General features: G+C 54.9%; 17 protein-coding genes. 2 read left to right on the top strand and 15 right to left on the bottom strand.

Annotated elements, in window-relative coordinates; all coding sequences use genetic code 11:
- Position 1: 1 nt before the first annotated feature.
- The 8 genes from WIH05_RS08805 to WIH05_RS08770 all read right to left on the bottom strand — a co-directional run bounded on the left by WIH05_RS08805 (position 2) and on the right by WIH05_RS08770 (position 10,890).
- A complete protein-coding gene (locus WIH05_RS08805; protein ID WP_022273745.1) occupies positions 2-142 on the bottom strand; it encodes a hypothetical protein in 141 nt (46 codons plus the stop codon).
- Positions 139-1,455, bottom strand: a complete 1,317-nt coding sequence (locus tag WIH05_RS08800) for a folylpolyglutamate synthase/dihydrofolate synthase family protein (protein WP_022273744.1) — start codon at positions 1,453-1,455, stop codon at positions 139-141. The genes WIH05_RS08805 and WIH05_RS08800 overlap by 4 nt, the downstream gene beginning before the upstream one ends.
- A gap of 105 nt (positions 1,456-1,560) precedes the next feature.
- Entirely contained in the window at positions 1,561-4,212 is a 2,652-nt protein-coding gene (locus WIH05_RS08795; protein WP_337425264.1) for a valine--tRNA ligase, read from the bottom strand.
- Positions 4,213-4,251: 39 nt separating this feature from the next.
- Positions 4,252-4,437 carry a DUF6472 family protein gene (locus WIH05_RS08790; protein WP_022273742.1) on the bottom strand — a complete coding sequence of 62 codons (186 nt, stop codon included), beginning with the start codon at positions 4,435-4,437 and terminating at the stop codon, positions 4,252-4,254.
- Entirely contained in the window at positions 4,430-4,945 is a 516-nt protein-coding gene (locus tag WIH05_RS08785; RefSeq protein WP_215655259.1) for a GNAT family protein, read from the bottom strand. The genes WIH05_RS08790 and WIH05_RS08785 overlap by 8 nt, the downstream gene beginning before the upstream one ends.
- 315 nt (positions 4,946-5,260) lie before the next feature.
- On the bottom strand, positions 5,261-6,073 hold the full coding sequence (locus WIH05_RS08780) for a hypothetical protein (RefSeq protein ID WP_337425263.1): 813 nt from the start codon (positions 6,071-6,073) through the stop codon (positions 5,261-5,263).
- Positions 6,070-7,296, bottom strand: coding sequence for a DUF5716 family protein (locus WIH05_RS08775; protein ID WP_022273739.1), 1,227 nt, complete (start codon positions 7,294-7,296; stop codon positions 6,070-6,072). The genes WIH05_RS08780 and WIH05_RS08775 overlap by 4 nt, the downstream gene beginning before the upstream one ends.
- A gap of 12 nt (positions 7,297-7,308) precedes the next feature.
- Complete coding sequence (locus tag WIH05_RS08770; RefSeq protein WP_337425262.1) at positions 7,309-10,890, bottom strand: DUF5717 family protein; 3,582 nt, start codon at positions 10,888-10,890, stop codon at positions 7,309-7,311.
- A 250-nt stretch (positions 10,891-11,140) separates the two neighbouring features.
- Here WIH05_RS08770 and WIH05_RS08765 point away from each other — a divergent pair, with 250 nt between their 5' ends.
- A complete protein-coding gene (locus WIH05_RS08765; RefSeq protein WP_022273737.1) occupies positions 11,141-11,665 on the top strand; it encodes a DUF4364 family protein in 525 nt (174 codons plus the stop codon).
- A gap of 9 nt (positions 11,666-11,674) precedes the next feature.
- Entirely contained in the window at positions 11,675-11,827 is a 153-nt protein-coding gene (locus WIH05_RS08760) for a hypothetical protein (protein ID WP_022273736.1), read from the top strand.
- 57 nt (positions 11,828-11,884) lie between these two features.
- Here WIH05_RS08760 and yihA read toward each other — a convergent pair whose 3' ends face one another.
- The 7 genes from yihA to WIH05_RS08725 all read right to left on the bottom strand — a co-directional run.
- Positions 11,885-12,517, bottom strand: coding sequence for a ribosome biogenesis GTP-binding protein YihA/YsxC (yihA, locus tag WIH05_RS08755; protein WP_022273735.1), 633 nt, complete (start codon positions 12,515-12,517; stop codon positions 11,885-11,887).
- A 14-nt stretch (positions 12,518-12,531) separates the two neighbouring features.
- Positions 12,532-14,844, bottom strand: coding sequence for an endopeptidase La (lon, locus tag WIH05_RS08750; RefSeq protein WP_158358493.1), 2,313 nt, complete (start codon positions 14,842-14,844; stop codon positions 12,532-12,534).
- A 75-nt stretch (positions 14,845-14,919) separates the two neighbouring features.
- Positions 14,920-16,224: an ATP-dependent Clp protease ATP-binding subunit ClpX gene (clpX, locus tag WIH05_RS08745; RefSeq protein WP_022273732.1), complete on the bottom strand. Its 1,305-nt coding sequence runs from the start codon at positions 16,222-16,224 to the stop codon at positions 14,920-14,922.
- Between the two features lie 30 nt (positions 16,225-16,254).
- A complete protein-coding gene (clpP, locus tag WIH05_RS08740) occupies positions 16,255-16,836 on the bottom strand; it encodes an ATP-dependent Clp endopeptidase proteolytic subunit ClpP (RefSeq protein ID WP_022273731.1) in 582 nt (193 codons plus the stop codon).
- A gap of 98 nt (positions 16,837-16,934) precedes the next feature.
- Positions 16,935-18,224, bottom strand: a complete 1,290-nt coding sequence (gene tig, locus WIH05_RS08735; RefSeq protein ID WP_022273730.1) for a trigger factor — start codon at positions 18,222-18,224, stop codon at positions 16,935-16,937.
- Between the two features lie 151 nt (positions 18,225-18,375).
- The gene (locus WIH05_RS08730) at positions 18,376-18,927 is read right to left on the bottom strand and encodes a DJ-1 family glyoxalase III (protein WP_022273729.1); all 552 of its coding nucleotides are present in this window, start codon (positions 18,925-18,927) and stop codon (positions 18,376-18,378) included.
- The coding region (locus tag WIH05_RS08725; protein ID WP_337425261.1) for a DUF975 family protein at positions 18,927-19,744 on the bottom strand (818 nt) is incomplete at its 5' end. The genes WIH05_RS08725 and WIH05_RS08730, both read right to left, overlap by 1 nt.

Genomic DNA, 19,744 nt, shown 5'->3' with positions numbered 1-19,744 from the left:
ATTATTTTTCCTTTATCTCCTTCATGATCTCCATCATGATGTCTGCCATATCCGTCAGATCGCTCTTTATAATAGCATCGCTGACTGCCTCCACCTCAAGGCTGGGCTTAAACCGCTGGATCTCTTCCTCAAAATCGATCATCGTTCTTCCTCCATCCAGGCCGCTGCCGCCGTCCGGATCTCGCCAGCCAGATAAAGGGATCCTGCAATAAACGAAAGATCCCGGCCGGTCCGGTCTGCCAGCAGTGCCTCAAAGGCTTTTTTCGTAGTTTCAAAGCAGCGGATCCTGGCTGTTTCCGGCATCCGCTCCCTGGCCGCCTGGAAAAGCCCGTCCACAGAAAGGGCCCTGGAGGTATCCGCCGCCGTCAGATAACATTCATCCGGCTGAAGGCTCCGGCCGATCTCTTCCAGCATCCGTCCGTACTCCTTGTCCGCTGCCACGGCAAATAAAAGCCTGGTGGTCTCCGGTCTCCGTTCCCGCTTTAAAAGACAGGCCGCCTCCAGAAAGGCCCGGATCCCGTCCTCATTATGGGCGCCGTCCAGATAGACCCCGGGAAGCAGGCGTTCCATCCTGGCCGGCCATCTGGCGCTCCTTAAGCCCCGGCGTACGGCTTCTGCCGGGATCCCAAGACCGGACACGGAAAGAGCCGTCACCGCCAGGGCTGCGTTCTCTGCCTGGTAGGGGGCCGGAAAGCCCACAGTAAATTCCTCTGTCTTTCCCAGGTAATCCCACTGGAAGACCAGCGTTTCCCCCTCCAGGCGGAAGGGGACGCATCCCACCGGGAACGCCGGACTCCCTTTCTTTTCTGCCGTTTCAAGGATCACAGCCTCCGCCTCCGGACTGGAATCGTCATAGACGGCCGGACAGCCGGGTTTTATGATCCCTGCCTTATGTACTGCGATCTCGCCGGCCGTATGGCCCAGAAAGGCCGTATGGTCGATGCTCACAGACGTGATCACAGAGACCAGGGGATGTTCCACCACATTTGTCACATCGTAAAGGCCTCCCATACCGGTCTCCAGCACCAGGACCTCCATCCCGGCTCTGGAAAACAGCACCATCCCCATATAAAAAAGAAACTCAAAATACGTGGGATGCGGCTTCCCCTGGGCGGTCCACTGGCCGGCGGCCCCGTACACGGTCTCAAAGGCCTGGTCAAAAGCCTCCCGTGAGACCATCTCCCCCTGGATCAGAAACCGTTCCCGGATATCCGAAAGATGGGGCGAGGTAAAGGCTCCGCAGCAAAGCCCGGCCTCTTTTAAGGCCGAGGACAGAAAGGCGCACACAGAGCCCTTTCCGTTGGTCCCGGCCACATGGAAGATCTTCATTCCCCTGTCCGGGCTTCCAAGAAGCTCCAGAAATGCCCTCACATCCTCCATCCCGCTCTTTTTTTTCGCAAAGGACGGGATCCGTTCCAGGTACTGTTCTGCCGTTTCTTTCTGTTTCCTTTTCATACCGCCTGTACCTCCCCATCATACTAGAAATCCAGACTGCCTGCAAGCAGAACCCATCGTTCTGTTTCGACAGCCTGCGGCAGTCTGGTGATCTCTGGAATTTTTTTATTTTACAAGCTGGCCCAGACGCTCCTTTACCTGGTCCATCATCTGGGTATATTTGGAAAGCTTCGCCTTCTCCTCGTCGATCTTGGCCTGAGGCGCTCTGGAAACGAATTTCTCGTTATTTAACATTCCGTTTACCCGGGCAAGCTCCTTTGCCAGGCGCTCCTCCTCTTTTTTCAGACGCTCTACTTCCTTCTCGATGTCCACCAGCTCTGCAAACGGCATATAAATGGCCGCCTGGGGAGCTACTGCGGATACGGCGTCCTCAGCAATGCCGTTCTTATCTGCCTGGATCGCTACCTCGCTGGCATAACCCAGGGTCCCGAAGAATACCTTACTGTGCTCAAAGATCTCCCGTACCTCCTGGTCCTCAGAAACCACGAATACCTTGGCCTTTTTGCTGGGCGGAACGTTCATGGAGGTACGCACGTTCCGGATCGCCCTCACGGCTCCCTTGATGATCTCCACGGCATGCTCCTCGGGACCAAAGTTCCTTTCCTCCTTGTAGACCGGCCAGGAAGAGATCATGATGGACGGCTCCTCCTCCTGCAGATTGCAGAAGATCTCCTCTGTGATAAAGGGCATGAACGGGTGCAGGAGCTTTAAGGAATCCATGAGCACCGTCCGTAAGGTCCAGATGGCCGCAGCCTTGGTGGTATCGTTATCATCCCAGAGACGTGGCTTCACCATCTCGATGTACCAGTCGCAGAATTCCTCCCAGATAAAGTCATAGACCTTCTGGAGGGCGATGCCCAGCTCGAACTTATCCATGTTTTCAGTGACTTCCTTCACCAGGCTGTTGGCCTTGGAAAGGATCCACTTATCGGCCATGGTCAGATCCGCCGGCTGTGCGTCCAGGACCGGAGCCTTTTCAATATTCATCATAATGAAGCGGCTGGCGTTCCATACCTTATTGGCGAAATTTCTGCTGGCCTCCACCCGCTCCCAGTAGAAGCGCATGTCGTTGCCCGGCGCATTTCCGGTCATTAAGGTCATACGAAGGGCATCGGCGCCGTATTTGTCGATGACCTCTAAGGGATCGATGCCGTTTCCTAAGGACTTACTCATCTTCCGTCCCTGGGAATCCCGCACCAGTCCATGGATCAGCACCGTGTCAAAGGGACATTCTCCCGTCTGCTCCAGGCCGGAGAATACCATACGGATCACCCAGAAGAAGATGATGTCGTAGCCGGTCACCAGAACGTTTGTGGGATAGAAGTACTCCATCTCCTCTGTCTTTTCCGGCCAGCCTAAGGTAGAGAAGGGCCAGAGAGCAGAGGAAAACCAGGTATCCAGGGTATCCTCATCCTGTTTTAAGTGGGTGCAGCCGCATTTCGGGCATTTTTCCGGCATGGATTTCGCAACAACCATCTCGCCGCACTCCTGGCAGTAGTAGGCCGGGATCCGGTGTCCCCACCAGAGCTGCCTGGAAATGCACCAGTCGCGGATCCCCTCCAGCCAGTGGAGATACGTTTTTCCAAAGCTCTCCGGAACGAATTTCAGCTTTCCGGTCTTTAACGCCTCAATGGCCGGCTTTGCCATCTCATCCATACGCACGAACCACTGGGGCTTTACCATGGGCTCTACTGTGGTGCCGCAGCGGTCGTGGATCCCCACGTTATGGGAGTGGGGGACCACCTTCACCAGGAGCCCCTGCTCCTTCAGATCCTCCACCATGGCCTTTCTTGCCTCATAACGGTCCATGCCGAAATATTTTCCGGGAACGTTTATGGTGGCGTCGTCATTCATGATGCAGATCTCTTCCAGGTTATGGCGTTTTCCCACCTCAAAGTCGTTGGGGTCATGGGCCGGTGTGATCTTCACGCAGCCGGTCCCGAACTCCTTGTCCACGTATTCATCGGCCACCACCGGGATCTCCCGGTCCGTTAACGGCAGCTTTAACATCTTGCCGATCAGGTCCTTATATCTTTCATCCTCCGGGTTCACAGCCACAGCCGTATCTCCCAGCATGGTCTCCGGACGGGTGGTGGCGATCTCCACAAAGCGTCCTTCCTCGCCCACGATGGGGTAATTGATATGCCAGAAGAAGCCGTCCTGCTCCTCGTGGTTCACCTCCGCGTCGGAGATGGACGTCTTACATACGGGACACCAGTTGATGATCCTGGAGCCCTTATAGATATAGCCTTTTTCGTAAAGCCTTGTGAACACCTCTAATACCGCGTCCGAGCAGCCCTCGTCCATGGTGAACCGCTCCCGGTCCCAGTCGGCGGAGGAGCCCATTTTATGGAGCTGGCGGATGATGCGGCTGCCATACTCGTCCTTCCACTTCCAGGCCTCCTTTAAAAAGCCCTCCCGGCCCAGGTCGTTCTTGTCGATGCCTTCCTTTTTCAGCTTATCGATGACCTTGACCTCTGTGGCAATGGCCGCATGGTCCGTACCCGGCTGCCAGAGGGCCTCGTATCCCTGCATCCTCTTATAACGGATCAGGATGTCCTGCATGGTGTTGTCCAGGGCGTGACCCATATGGAGCTGGCCTGTGATATTGGGCGGAGGCATTACGATGGTAAAGGGCTTCTTCCCCTCCCTCTTTCCTCTCTCTGCATCGGCATGGAAATATTTATTGTCCAGCCATTTCTGGTACAGACGGTCCTCAATGGCCGCCGGATTATAGGTCTTTTCCAGTTCTTTCATAACTGCTCCTCTCCTTTATGTTCCATCTCTTTTGTATCCCTACATCTGTTTTCTTACCACCCGGTACTCATCGCCGGGCTGGTAAAACGGGCAGGAAAAATCCGAGCCCCGCAGAAATGCGGACATCTCATCCTCATCCAGATCTGCCTCGCAGACGTAATACTCATATTCCTCGTCATAGGCGTAAAACGCGCAGCTTTCGCAGCCGCCCTGGGGCTTATTCATTGGAATACGCCTCCATTTCGTATGCGCCGTATACGGTTCCCTTATACTCCAGATGATCTGGTATGTGGGAAACGGCCTTGAAGCCTGCGGCCTCATAGCAGGCCTTTGCCTGGGTATTTTTATCAAACACCGCCAGGGATACCTTCTTCATCCCCAGCACCTGGAATACATACCGCAGGATCTGGCCGGCAAATTCCTTTCCCAGGCCCTTTCCCCGGATCTCCGGGGCTGTCATGATAAATCCCACCCGGGCTTCGGCATCTTCATAATCCGCCTTCCTGACCAGGAAATGGCCCACAGGCGTTCCCTTTTCATCCAGGGCCGTCATCGGCCAGCCGTCGGTCTCCTGCAGACACCACCGGGCAAAGTATCCGTCCAGCTCTTCGATGGCCAGGGGATATGAAAATTCCCCGCAGCTCCACATTAAAAAATCTTCCTCACCGGCGTTTTCCCACCATTCCAAAAGGTTCCAGGCGTCTCCCGGTTTATATGGCCTTAAACGAATCATAGAATTCTCCTTAAAAAGAAAACGCCCTCTGCAAATGCAAAGGGCGAAATACCGCGTTACCACCTTTATTCACCGCAGCTGCGGCGATCTTTCCGGTCCATAACGGAAACCACCCGGAAACGGCTGGACAGGCATTCGCCCCTCACCGCTTCAGCTCCAAAGCTACCTTCCGTACCTGCATTCCCGGCCTGTCTTTCAGCCTGCGGACAGTCCTCTCTGCTGGCGCCTGGTACGTACTCCTCTTCTTCCCAGCTTTTTCATATACCCAATAATATAGTGGAATCTTTTCTCCTTGTCAAGGGCCTTATGGTATTTTTACAGCATCTTCCTGTATTCCAGCTTCCACTGGTTCAGTACCTTTGCGGCTCCCTCCAGCCTTTTTTCCGGATCCCTGTCGAAAATTTCCTGGAGCCGTACCGCAGGTCCCGTCTGTCCGGCCCTGGCCAGAGCCTCGTTAAACTCCCGGTCCCAGCCCTCTGTATCCTGGGAAGCCAGAAGCTCCCGGCACCGGTCCTTCATGGAAAGCTCCGGATCCAGCTTTGTAAGGAAATACATCCCCTTCAGATACGCGGCCTCTGGCTTTTCATTCCAGGCGCAGACATAGGCGTCCATGGCCTTCTGGAAAGAGAACAGCTCCCCATAGCAGGCTCCCAGGTTGTTCCAGACCTTTCCCCTGAATTCGTGGGATAAGCTCCTGCCGTCCCCATTGTCCAGGATCCGTTTGTACATGGAGGCCGACCGGCCGTAAAGCCCCAGGCTGTAAAAGTAATCGGCCCTCCTCTTTTCATATTCATGGGAGGACAGCTTCCTGAGGCCCGCCACCTTCTGCCGGTAGGCCGCCTGCTCTGCCTGGGTATAGAAAGCGCAGTCCTGGAGGATCAGGAACAGAAGCTCATCCGACGGTCCCCGGCTCTGGATCCACTTCTGGATCCGCTCCGCCAGGAACGGAAGCCTCAGCTCAGTCCGTAAAAATGCCGCCAGACGCTCGTTCACAAAATCCTCCATCACCAGGAGAGGATGATGATAGATCACGTAATTCAGCTCCTGGGAGGAATACAGATGGACCCCCAGCTCCTCGACAAAATAGGGGGATGTCACCGGTTCCTGCCGGCACAGGATCAGGCTCATACTCTCACCTCCTGACGGATCTCAGCGTCTGTTTTCGGGAACAGCTCCCCAAAGCCCCGGTCCACGATCTTCACCACCATGGTCCTTTCATCCAGAAAGCCCACAGCGATCCGCACCCTTGTGGTCTTGGGAGGACGTTTGGGAAAGCCCTCCAGCGGGATCCGGACCAGCCTCTTCTGCTTGGGATTCTGGGGCGATGTGATGATCAGCTCGATCTCCTCCTGACCGTCCAGGATCACCTCCAGAACGCTCCTGGCCTCATACCAGCTCTCTCCGGCGGAGGCCAGGGCGATCTGGATCCGGCTGTCCCGCTTCATGACCTCCATAGCCACCGTGGATCTTAATTTTCCCTCACACAGACATACAAAGGGATAGGAGGATCTCTCCTCCAGATAGTCCCCGGCCTTTAAGGCCGCTCCCCGGGCAAAAAGGGATGGCTCCGCAAACACCCGTCTCCGGTGGCACACCTGCTTCATAAATTCTGGAGCCCAGTCAGTCCTTCCAAAGCCCTTTCCCGTTAAAAAAATTGAGGAATACAGCTTTTTCTGGAGAAGCCGTTCCCCGCAGGCACAGAGGATCTGATCGGCCATCCTGGCTCCGGAGGGCGAATCCAGCACATTAAGGCTGAAGCCCTCCTCCAGATCCTCGTGCTCCGCCCAGGCCGTCATCTGCCTCGGCCCCTGGACCACCTTCAGCTCATAATACCGCAGTGCCTCATCCGACAGGGAAAACATCCCCACCTGGCCGCCCCATACGTCCCGCTTCTGGCTCAGAACGTAGTAAACGAAGCACTCCGTATGGCTGGCAATGTGGACCAGATCCCTGGAGATCCCCAGAGCGTCTGCACAGCCCATAAGACAGTCCATCAGCTTCATTTCCATATTTTCCAGGGAGATCACCAGCTGGGCCACCGGCACACCCGGATATTCCGCCCGGATCATGGCCAGGATCCGTTCCATATACATCCTTAAAAGCTCTGCTCCCTGGTATTTCACCGACGAGATGGTGGCGGTCCCATCCTTTACAGCCAGGCTTAAGAGCTTGTCCACGATCACGCCCTCGCCCATCAGTGTATATTTATATGCTTCCTCGCCCACGTACCACCCGCCGTCTGTTTTTTTCCGGCAGATGACCGTGGGGATCACCCAGGTCTCATCCCGTCCGGCCACCGCCGCCTGGGTATAGGCATCGCACAGGTCGATTCCGATTATCAGTTTGTCCATTTCATTTTCCTCTTACTCCGCCAGCGGGAACAGCTCTTTTGCCGCCTGGCTTTCTGTCACATACCGCACCATGGCCTCCTTAAGCCTCCGGTCGTCCTTCATGGCCAGACAGAGTCCCATGGTATTGAGGGCGGAAAAACGATTTCCCCGGTCCCCGGCGGCCGCTTCCCGGCAGGAGATCCTGCCGCTTGCCTTTTCCACCGGCTCCCCATTCTCATACTCGCTTATGGTATATTCCATGACCTCGCCCTCGAACAGAAGCTTCTGGCGCACATAGATCCCCTTATACACCGGCTTCAGCTCTTCCTCATGGAACTCCTCCTCATCGGGAAGAACACGGACCATGAGCACCGGACGGCCCTCCGGCGCGCCGCGGTACTCCACGATCTCCTTATCCAGCAGTTCTCCCGGAAGGTCCACATAGGGAGCCAGATCCTTAAAATATGCAAAAATCATGCCCTGGTCCAGCAGGACGGCCATACACCGGCGGCATACCTGCTGCTGCTCCTTCTCCAGGGACGGCAGACCGGCGTAATATTTTGTCATGGCCATCAGATAGATCTCCGGCAGCTTCCGGATCTCCTGGCTTCCGTTGATGGCCCCCTCCAGATAGGCAAACACCCGGTCCCCCGGCGTCTGGCCCTTTAAGAAATAATCCACGCAGCGGATGGTAAAATATGCCTTTACAATGGCATCGCTGGTCTTTTTCCTTCCGGCATAAAGATCGAATACCGTATCCAGGTGTTTATCGCTTCCGGTGAACAGAAGCTGGGCCAGGAGCCGTTCCTCCATATCATAGGTTTCTGTATGCTCCCGGACCGCCTGTACCAGGATCCGGTACATATCGCTGTTGGCACCGTTGAAGTACCGGCACAGATAGTCCAGGATCACGCTGTCGCCTTTTCCGGACAGGAAGATCCTCCGGGCCATATGTAAAAGCAGGTCGTCTGCCTCTGCCAGATTCTGTGCGATCAGCTTTGTGCATAGCTTTAAAAGCCGTTTGATCCTAAGGCCCTCTTCTCCGAATTCACGGATCATATCATAGGCTTCCTTATAAAGATCCTGGCTGATCAGCGTCTCGCAGATCCCCACCCGTTCCGTCCGGGACAGGCGTTTTTTGTCCAGCCGGAGAAGATAGGCTCCTCCCTCTTCGTTCATGGCCTCCTCACCGTTCCTTGCCGGGTCATTATAATAGGCGATGATCCGGGTGAGAATTTTCTGCTGGTACAGCTCCTTCACCGGAAGAGAATCCAGGGCATCCTGGAGTACGCGGATCCCGTCTCCGTCTATCTCCTCTTTTTCCATGATCCCAAGGCAGGCCCGCATTTTCAGCATGGGGTGGTCCGGGAACATTTCAAAGCACCGTTCCTCCAGCTCCCGTTCCTCCAACACCGGCTCCCTTGTATAGGGAACGTCCATATACCGGTTTCCATACACATCCTGGAACAGGAGCACACAATCGTCAAAATATAAGGGCGCATATGCCGTCCCATCGTTTAAGGGATAGGCGTCCTCTCCCTCCAGAAGGGCGCTGCCCACCACCACATATTTCATGGACGCATCCTGGCAGCAGATCCGGTTGGCCCTTAAGATCCCCGGCAGTACCCTTGCCACCTGGGCGTCGATGATATCCCGGTAGATCATATGCCGGTAGATCACTGCCAGGAATCGGTCGATCCTTCCCTCAAAAAGCTGCTCCATGGCAAACTTTTCCATTTCCCGCTCATAGGCCTTATAAAGCCTGTCTCCGGGCTTTAAATACGTCAGAACGTTGGCGTAGAGCACGGAACGGCTGCGGCGGTCCATGTGGCTGTGCTCATAAGAAAAATACAGCAGAACCTGCTTCGGCAGCATCTGGTCATAGGAGGCCGGCAGGGAATACAGGTAATATTCATAGATCCTGGTGAGGCTGATCTCCTCCTTTATCCCCTTTTCATACCAGGGGAAGCAGGCATCTGTACGCATATTGCCCTTGATCAGCAGACAGCACACCGCCGTCAGGATCTCCTTTTCCGGATATTTCTCATAAAGGGACGCCAGGAGCCGGTAGTAAAGCCGGTGGAAAAATTTCGCCCCGGAGGCCAGGGACGCGGCCCGCAGGGCCAGCGCCTCTCCTATCATGCCATGGGTCACGCCGTAATACAGGGCATGGATCTCAAAGGGCTCCATATTCATCAGAAGAGCCGGATCCTTTTCCAGAAGCCGGCAGGCCTCGATATACAGGAAGGGACTGTGGCATCCGTTCCTGTACTGGGTCTTAAAGCTGTCAAACAGCGCCGGGCCCTCCTCAAACAGCTCCGGCTCCATCTTTAAAAGCAGGAGCTGTAAATAAAACCGTCCCTTCCGCTTATCCAGCTTCTTTCTCAGAAGCCGCAGCACCGCATCCCTCCTGGTCTCATCGGGGTTCACCCGGTACTGGAGGTACTGGTAAAAGCAGTACAGGGTCCCGGTCCTCTCCTCCTCTGCCGCGATCTGGTCCCGGCAGCTGTCCAGACACAGGGCCGCCTGATCCGGCCGTCCCGCATCCAGATACGTCTCCGCCTGGAACAGGGAGTGGAGCAGAGAGCTGCCGCAGGCCCCGCGGATGGCGTCCAGCTCCCTCTGGAGCTTCGCTAAAACCTTTGCCGGATCATTTTTCCCGCTTTCATACTCCTCCCGGAGCGTCAGATACCGGGCTATGCTGGACCGGGTGATCTCCCGGTCCCTGGCTGCCGCTCCCGGCTCATTTCCAGCTGTGGCCGTGATCTGGACCGCCGTTTCTCCGTGGACCGTCAAAAACCGGATGGCCCCCAGGTTCTTTCCCCTGTGCAGCCGCTCCGGATGGATCTTAAAAGCCAGGTCAAAGCGGCCGTCCGTAAAGTCTGCCTGGGTCACGGTCTTCTGAGAAAGCTCAATGAAATCCCCGTCAGCCTTCACCTCCATATATACATAGCCCCAGCCATTTTTCTGGAGGACGATCCGGTCGCTCACCTGTTTTTTCGGATTATCATACGTTTTGGATGCGGCTGAAAGAGTCAGCTCCACCGGCTCCTTCACTCCCAGCCCCAGGAAAAACTCCTCCAGGGCGTTCTGCCGGTTTCCATGGCCCCGGATCCCGTCAAAGACTGCCCGTACCCGCAGGTCCTGGAGGAAGGGTGCGTCCGTAAAATCCTTATATTCCATGAGCCGCAGAGCCAGATCCATATCCTTCTGGGCCAGATCCACAAAATCCTCCACCGTATGCAGGGTGGAGAGGACCCGGATGGACGCCGTCGTTTCCACACAAAAAAGGAAGGGGACCTCCAGCTCTCCGCCGTTGGTCACCAGATTGATGGTTCCGCGGATCACATCCCCGTTTTCGCACCAGGAGGTATCCACCTCGTACACAATATGGTTTCTCAGGCCGCCGAAGGACCGGGAGGCGATCCTCACCCTGGAATGGGTGGAGTAGGCCAGCCCCTTGATAGAAAGATTATTTTCACTGGAAAGGTACAGCTCTCGTTTATATATGGTATCGCTGCCCAGCGTTTCCTCCACCTTCACCGGAGAAAGAAACAGCTTCGGCAGCTCCGCATCCACAATCCCTCGCGCGAGGCGGTTGATCCGTTCTCTCATAATATTTCACCCTGGATTTTCATAATCAGCAGCCGCCCTGAAGGCCCGGCCGCCATAATCGTTTCAGTTTATCATATCATACTTTACTGGTAAATACACTACCATTTTCGACGAAATTCGGGCATGTCTGCCCGGAAGGTCCTCCCCTCCGCCGCCAGGCTGTCCCCTAAAAAAAGAAAAAGGACTTGAATCCCCCGGGAGAAACCTGTAAAATAAGGATAGTTCCCTATTGATTCAAAGGAGTAAGCCTATGTTATCGGATCCGATCACCCTTTATAAGCTCATGATCCTCTATATGCTGGCCCACGTCAACTTCCCGCTGACCAATTCCCAGCTCACGGATTTTTTCCTGGACCATGAATACACCACCTACTTTACTTTGCAGCAGGCCTTAAATGAGCTGCGGGAAGCCGGGCTTCTGAAAATGGAGTCCATCCACAACTCCTCCCGCTATGAGATCACCAGGGAAGGGGAGGATACCCTTTCCTTCTTCGGATCCAATATCTCTCCTGCCATTGTCTCCGACATTGACGGCTATTTAAAGGAAAATAAATTCCGTCTCCGCAGCGAGGTGGGCGTCATCTCTGATTTCTATAAGTCCACAAACCAGGATTACATCGTCCACTGTGAGGTGCGGGAGGGAAAATCCGCGCTCATCAGCCTGGATGTATCCGTTCCCGATAAGGACCAGGCCGAGATCATGTGCGGCCACTGGAAGGAGCGGAGCCAGGAGATCTATTCCTTTGTCATGCGGTCGTTAATGCGGTCAGAATAGGAGGAGTCCATGAAAAGACAGCGGTCTGATCTGTCCAGACGGATCCGGCGGATCCGCCGGAATTTTTTTCTTCTGGTCACCGTCCCCACTGCCGTGGTCGCCCTTGGACTGGCAGTGATGGATGCATACCAGCAGGCTGTAAAACGGAAAAACGGCGTATAAAGGCTCCGGGGGAGCCCATGTCATGGCGATATGGGCTCCCCCGTTCTTTTTCCCGGATCAGGCCTGCTCGGTTTCCCCAGAGCCTTCCTCCTGTTCTTTTTCTTCTCCGGCGGCCATCTTCCCGATCAGCGCCCAGATCTCTTCCCTCCCCTGCTTGCTGGCAGCGGAAAACGGGATGATCACGTCGTCCTTTTCCATTCCCAGGCCGTTCCTTATGAGCTTCACCTGTTTCTGGATCTGGCTCCGGTTGATCTTATCCAGCTTTGTGGCGATGATCACCGGGCGGAAGCCATTGTAGACCACCCACTCGTACATGGTCCTGTCATTGGCCGACGGCTCATGGCGGATATCCACCAGAAGGAACACGCATTTCAGCATTTTGGACTTATGGAGGTAGTTTTCGATCATCTTCCCCCATTTTTCCTTTTCCGTCTGGGACACCTTTGCATAGCCGTATCCCGGCAGGTCCACGTAATACAGCTCTTTGTTTATATTATAAAAATTGATGGTCTGGGTCTTTCCCGGCTGGGCCGAGGTCCTGGCCAGGGCCTTCCGGTTCATCAGCGCGTTGATCAGCGAGGATTTTCCCACATTGGACTTTCCTGCAAACGCAAACTCTGGAAGAGTATTTTCCGGCAGCCTGCTGGTCACGCCGCAGACAGTTTCCAGTTCTACATTTCTTATGATCATATTGTCCTCCGATCTTAAACGAACGCCTCCCGGATCACGTCCTCCATGGTCTTGACATAGACAATGGAAAGGCCTTTTGTGATCTCTTTGGAGATCTCTGCCATATCCGGCTGGTTGCCCGCCGGCACCAGGACCTTTTCCATATGGGCCATCCTGGCCGCCAGTGTCTTTTCTTTTAAGCCGCCAATGGGAAGCACCCGTCCTCTTAAGGTGATCTCTCCGGTCATGGCCACCCTGGCATGGACCTTTGTTCCGGTCACCGCCGACAGCATGGCCGTGGCCATGGTGATGCCGGCGGATGGGCCGTCCTTGGGAACGGCTCCCTCCGGAATATGCAGATGCATGTCATGGGTCTCAAAATAATCCCTGGGGATCTCATATTTTTCGCTGACAGAGCGCACATAGGTCAGGGCGATCTGGGCCGATTCCTTCATCACATCGCCCATCTGGCCCGTCATCTGAAGCTTTCCGTCTCCTGGCATCACGTTGACCTCGATCTGCAAGGTATCTCCCCCTACACTGGTCCAGGCCAGGCCGCGGACAATGCCCACCTGATCCTCCTGGTTGGCGTCCTCAAAGGTGATCTTTTCCTTGCCCAGGTATTTTTCCAGGTTGGCCTCGGTCACCCGTACAGAGGTCTTATCCCTCTCCAGGAATTCCCTGGCCGCCTTCCGGCAGATCTCTCCGATCCGCCGCTCCAGGTTCCGGACGCCGGCCTCTCTGGTATAGTTGTGGATGATCTTTTCCAGGGCCTTATCACTGATGGTGAGCTTTCCTTTATCCAGCCCGTTCCGCTCCAGCTGCTTGGTCACCAGGTAGTTCCTGGCAATATGGAACTTTTCATTTTCCGTATAGCTGGATACCTCGATCACCTCCATACGGTCCAGAAGAGGGCCGGGGATGGTCTGGGTGGTGTTGGCTGTGGCGATAAAGAGAACGCCGGAAAGATCCAGGGGGATCTCCACATAGTGATCCCTGAACTTCACGTTCTGCTCTCCATCCAGGACCTCCAGGAGCGCCGACGCCACATCTCCCTTGTAATCGCCGGATACCTTATCGATCTCGTCCAGAAGCATCAGCGGATTGGCCACGCCCGCCTGGCGCATGGCCTCGGCGATCCGGCCCGGCATGGAGCCCACATACGTCTTCCTGTGACCGCGGATCTCCGCCTCGTCATGGACGCCGCCCAGGCTGATGCGGACGTATTTCTTATTTAATGCCCTGGCCACCGACCGGGCGATGGAGGTCTTTCCTGTTCCCGGCGGGCCCACCAGGCAGAGGATGGGGCTGGTCCCCTTTTTGGTCAGGACCCGGACTGCCAGATATTCCAGCACCCGCTCCTTGACCTTTTCCAGTCCGTAATGGTCCTCCTCCAGGATCTTTTCCGCATGGCGGATATCCTGGTTGTCCCGGGACGTCTTTTTCCAGGGAAGCTCCAGCACTGTTTCGATGTAGGTCCGCAGCACGTTGGCCTCCTGGCTTCCGCCGGGCATCGCCTTGAAGCGCATGATCTCCTTGCGGATCTTTTCCTTCGTCTCCTTATCTGCGTTGAGCTTCTCCAGCTGCTCCAGGAAGCTGTCTGCGTCGGAGCCGGTATACTCCTCCCCCAGCTCCTCCTGGATCACTTTAAGCTCTTCCCTTAAAATATAGTCTCTCTGGTTTTTGTCAATGCTGGCCTTTACCTTTCCCTGGTAATCCCGTTTGATCTTTAAGATCTCGATCTCCCGCATCAGATAATAGACCACCCGGTCATACAGATGGCTCACATAACCGCACTCCAAAAGCTCCTGCTTCACCGTATACTCCCAGGGGAACTGACCGGCCGTCTGGATCAGCAGCTCGTTCAGATCCGTAATGGCCATAAGCCCGCCCATGAAGTCCTTGACCGTCTTGGGATTGCCGTTTCCAAACTCTTCCAGCTTCTCCTTGACGATGCGGGCCATGGCCTCCTTTACAGTATCGCTTAGGTTTTCTTCCATCAGAGGCGCTTCTGCCACCTCGGCCTCCAGATACGGATCATCCTGGAGCAGATTGATAAGCTCTGCCCTTTCCAGGCCCTCCACCATGACCCGGACCAGGCCGCCGGGGATCTTCACCAGCTGCTTGATCCTGGCGATGGTACCGATCTGGAACAGGCCGGAGGCATCGGGATCCTCCTCCTCGATCTGGCGCTGGGTCACCAGGAACACCTTCTGCTCTCCCACCATGGCGTGCTCCACGGCGCTGATGGACTTGTCCCGGCTGATATCAAAATGCTGGATCATCTCAGGAAGCACTGTCAGCCCTCTGAGCGCAATGACCGGCAGCGTCATCAATTTTTCATCCATGAACATTCTCCTTTTGTATATATAGAAAAAATGGGCCGCTGTAAAACCTGTTCGCTTTGCAGCAGCCCGTCTCTATCAGGCGATCTCGCCCTTACTGTCTTTCTTTGATCTGCCTAAAAGGTTCTTTCTGGGAACCGTCAGATCCCGGTATACGATCTCCGGCTTTCCCTTTCCTTCCACTGCGTCGCTGGTCACCGTACAGATCCCCACATTGGAATCCGACGGGATCTCATACATCATATCCATCATGACGTTTTCCATGATGGAACGCAGTCCCCTGGCCCCGGTCTTTCTCTCCACTGCCATATGGGCGATGGAATGGACCGCCTCGGGGGTAAACTCCAGCTTCACGTCATCCAGCTCAAACAGCTTCTGATACTGCTTGGTAATGGCGTTTTTCGGCTCTGTCAGGATCTTCACCAGGGCGTCCTCGTCCAGAAGATCCAGGGATACCATCACCGGCACACGGCCCACAAATTCCGGGATCAGGCCGAATTTGGTCAGATCCTGGGGCATGGCCTGCTTTAACAGGGCCCCCACATCCATGTGCTTCCGGTCGGCGATCTTGGCGCCAAAGCCGATGGTGCTGGCCTCCATCCTGGATTCCACGATCCGCTCCAGGCCGTCAAAGGCCCCGCCGCAGATGAACAGGATATTGGTGGTGTCAATGGGGATCAGCTCCTGCTGGGGATGCTTTCTTCCGCCTTGGGGAGGAACGTTGGCAACAGTTCCCTCCAGGATCTTAAGGAGAGCCTGCTGTACGCCTTCGCCGGAAACGTCCCTGGTAATGGAGACATTCTCGCTCTTTTTGGTGATCTTATCGATCTCATCGATATACACGATCCCGTACTCCGCCCGGCTCACATCGTTGTCCGCCGCCTGGATCAGCTTTAACAGGATGTTCTCCACATCCTCGCCCACGTATCCCGCCTCCGTGAGGGTGGTGGCGTCGGCGATGGCAAAGGGAACATTTAAAAGCTTTGCCAGGGTCTGGGCCAGGTAGGTCTTTCCAGAGCCTGTGGGGCCCAACATCAGGATATTGCTCTTCTGGAGCTCGATGTCGGATTCCCTCTGGGAGGTGATCCTCTTATAGTGGTTGTATACAGACACAGACAGGACCTTTTTGGCCTCCTCCTGTCCCACCACGTACTGGTCCAGGAACTCCTTGATCTCCTTGGGCTTTAACAGATTGATTCCTGCGAAATCCGGCGCTTCCTCCCCTTCGGGACCCAGCTCCTCTTCCAGGATCTCGCTGCACAGCTCAATACATTCATCACAGATAAATACATTATTTCCAGTGCCTGCGATCATCTTTCTGACCTGCTCCTGGCTTTTTCCGCAGAAGGAACAACGGATCTTGTCTTCAGGTCTTACTGGCATGTTCACACCTCAATTCTAAAAATTTCCATATTAATGTCCAGTGATCACGCGGTCAATGAGACCGTATTCCATGGCCTCCTGGGCGGACATGTAATTATCCCTCTCTGTATCTCTTTCGATGGTCTCCAGAGGCTTGCCTGTATTGGCAGCCAGGATCTCATTTAATTTCTTTCTGGTCTTTAAAATATGCTCAGCCGCGATGTTGATCTCTGTGGCCTGGCCCTGGGCTCCGCCGGAGGGCTGGTGGATCATGATCTCAGCATTGGGGAGAGCGAACCGCTTTCCTTTGGCGCCGCCGGAAAGCAGGAATGCGCCCATGCTGGCTGCCATTCCGATACAGGTAGTGCATACGTCGCATTTGATATAATTCATCGTATCGTAGATCGCCATACCGGCTGTAACGGAGCCGCCGGGGCTGTTGATGTACAGATTGATATCCTTATTGGGGTCTTCAGACTCCAGGAACAGAAGCTGTGCCACCACAAGGCTGGCGGTCACGTCATTGACCTCTTCTCCCAGGAAGATGATCCTGTCTTTTAAAAGTCTGGAATAAATGTCATAGGAACGCTCGCCTCTGCTGGTGGATTCCAGTACGTAAGGTACTAAGCTCATATTCTCTCCTCCTGCTCATAACATTTGACAGGGGATTGTCACAGCATAGCTGCAGCAACCCCCGTTTCTCCTGCGTATTCTAAAACTGAAACCTCTGACTATTCGGTCAGAGCTGCCTCTTTTACAAGGAAGGTGATGGCGTTCTGTACAGCCAGGTCTTCCTTCATCTGGGCGATCTGCTCTTCGCCGAACATACCCTTGATCTGGTCCTTCTCCATCTTGTAGGCTTCAGCCATCTTGTCGAACTGTGCGTCCACATCCTCATCGCTGGCAGTGATGTTCTCAGCCTTTACAACAGCCTCCAGTACCAGTCTTGTCTGGATCCGCTTTAAAGCCTGGGGCTTCATCTGCTCGCCGATCTTTTCTGCAGTCATGCCTGTGATCTCTGCATACTGCTTGAAGGAGATGCCCTGGCTTTCCAGTCTGCGCACATAGTCGTTTAACATACCGTTGACTTCCTCGTCAACCATCTGGTCAGCGATCTCCATGGAAGCGTTCTCAACCACCTTATCCACAACACGGTTCTCTATCTCTGTGTCAGCGGCTTTCTGCTTCTCATCCTGGAGTTTTACTCTTAAATCGTTCTTGTACTCTTCCAGTGTATCGAAATCGGATACTTCGCTGGCGAACTCATCGTTCACCTCCGGAAGCTCTCTCTTCTGGATCTCTTTTACCTTTACCTTGAATACAGCCGGTTTGTTCTTTAAGTCCTCTACATGGTACTCAGCCGGGAATGTCACGTTTACGTCGCACTCCTCGCCGATGTTCTTACCGATCAGCTGCTCCTCGAAGGTATCGATGAAGGTGTGGGAGCCGATGGTCAGGGGATAATCGTCGCCCTTTCCGCCGTCGAATCTCTTTCCGTCCACATAGCCGTCGAAGTCGATGGTCACCAGATCGCCGTTCTCAACGGCTCTGTCCTCAACGGTCACCAGACGGGAGTTTTTATTTCTCACGCTGTTGATCTCTGCGTCGATATCTGCGTCTGTCACATCTGCCTTCACCTTCTGTACCTCTACGCCCTTGTACTGGCCCAGGGTCACTTCCGGCTTTACAGCCACAACGGCTGTGTAGATGAAATCCTTACCCTCTTCGATCTGGGTAACGTCCACAGTGGGGCGGGAAACGATCACAAGTCCGCTCTCCTTTGCAGCGTCCGGATAGCTCTCGTCGATCACTTCGTTGGCCGCGTCTTCAAAGAATACGCCTGCTCCGTACATCTTTTTGATCATTTCAAAGGGAGCTTTGCCTTTTCTGAAGCCCGGGATATTGAATCTGCTTTTGCTCTTATTGTAAGCATTCTTCACAGCTGCGTCAAATTTTTCTGCCGGCACTTCGATGGTAAGCTTCGCCGTATTCTTCTCCAACTTTTCTACCTGTAAACTCATTGTATGGGTTCCTCCTTAAATATATCTGTACCGGACATGGCTTCCATATCCGTCCAATATCGAAACGCCGTCACTCTGGGCGTTACACTTCAATTTAGCATTATATCATACTGTTTTTAGAAATACTAGTATTATTTTTTAAAAAAGCGCCCTAAACACGGTCATACTGGATCTTCTTTTTTAAGGCTTCCGCTGTTTCTCCGTCTATAAGGAGACGCACCAGCTCAAGCCCCAGGTCCAGGGACCAGCCCATGCCCTTTCCGGTGGTCACGGGGCCGTCGGTGACAACGCCCTCCCCGGTGCAGACAGCTCCGGCAAGCTTCTCCTCAAAGCCGGGGAAGCAGGTGGCCCTGCGCCCTTCTAAAAGTCCCAGGCCTCCCAGGACGCCCGGAGCCGCACAGATGGCTGCCAGACGTTTCCCGGCTGCCCCGTGGGCCTTCAGCATGGCCGCCAGGCCCTCATGGTCCCGCAGATGGTCTGCCCCCGGGAGTCCTCCGGGCAGGAACAGCACGTCGGCATCGTCGGTGATCTCCTCAAACAGCGCGTCGGCTGTGACCGTGAACCCATGGGAGCCGGTCACCTGGCGTCTTCCCATGACAGACACCAGCTTTACCTCCACGCCGGCCCGGGCCAGTACGTCGCACACGCCCAGGCATTCCACTTCCTCCATTCCATCCGCCAGGAATGTATAAACCTTTGCCATTAGTTATCTTCCTCCTCTGAGTAGGGATGGAACACGCCGTTTAGGTAGTATCCCCGGCCCGGGCCGCCCTCGGACCGCTTTATGCTCTCGTCCCTCTGATCTTCTGCAGGATGCTCCTCACCCTGTCCCGAAGCTTCGGTCCAGCCGGACGCTCCTTCACTCTGTCCTCCACCGAATACTCCGCTTCCTTCTGCATCTGCTTCGTTTCCATTACACGGTACATGGTCCTGCCCGCAAATTCCGCCGGATCCATACCTCCCTTGTGGATGATCGACATAGTCTGCACCTCCCTGTGTCTGGCCGTAACCGCCGTACTGGCCGTTTCCGGCGCTGTCTGCCTGGTTTACATACGTTCCGCCAAAGCTGCCTGTGGGTACCACCTCCGGATATCCGAAGCCGTTTAACTCCCCGCCGTAAGGCGCCCGGAGCACTGCGTACAGCTCCGCAAAGGTGGCGTAGTAATACGGGAGCACGAAGAAGGTTCCCACGCCGCAGGCCATGGCCCCCAGGAACATCCATCCCAAAAAGGACATTTCCAGCAGCCATGTGTTCATTTTATGGCCCTCCATCATCTGCTTGGAAAGCCGCAGGGCTTCCATGGGCTTCATTTCCGGATTTTCCGCCAGGATATAAGGCACCATGTAGTAGCAGTAGGCAAAATAGAGCCCCGGCAGCACGCATAAAAACGTTCCGCCGACGATGATCAGGTCCCGCAGGAACATGGTCAGCACGATATTCAGGTAATGGCGGGAAAAGCCCCACAAAAGCTTTCCAAAGCCCGCCGACCGGCCCATCAGCCGGCTTTCCATATAGTACC

It is taken from the genome of Alitiscatomonas sp., from assembly GCF_037242085.1.
In the GTDB taxonomy this organism is placed as follows: domain Bacteria; phylum Bacillota; class Clostridia; order Lachnospirales; family Lachnospiraceae; genus Alitiscatomonas; species Alitiscatomonas aceti.
The sequence above is the reverse complement of the archived record's forward strand: the minus strand, read 5'-3'. Positions and strand labels throughout refer to the sequence as shown.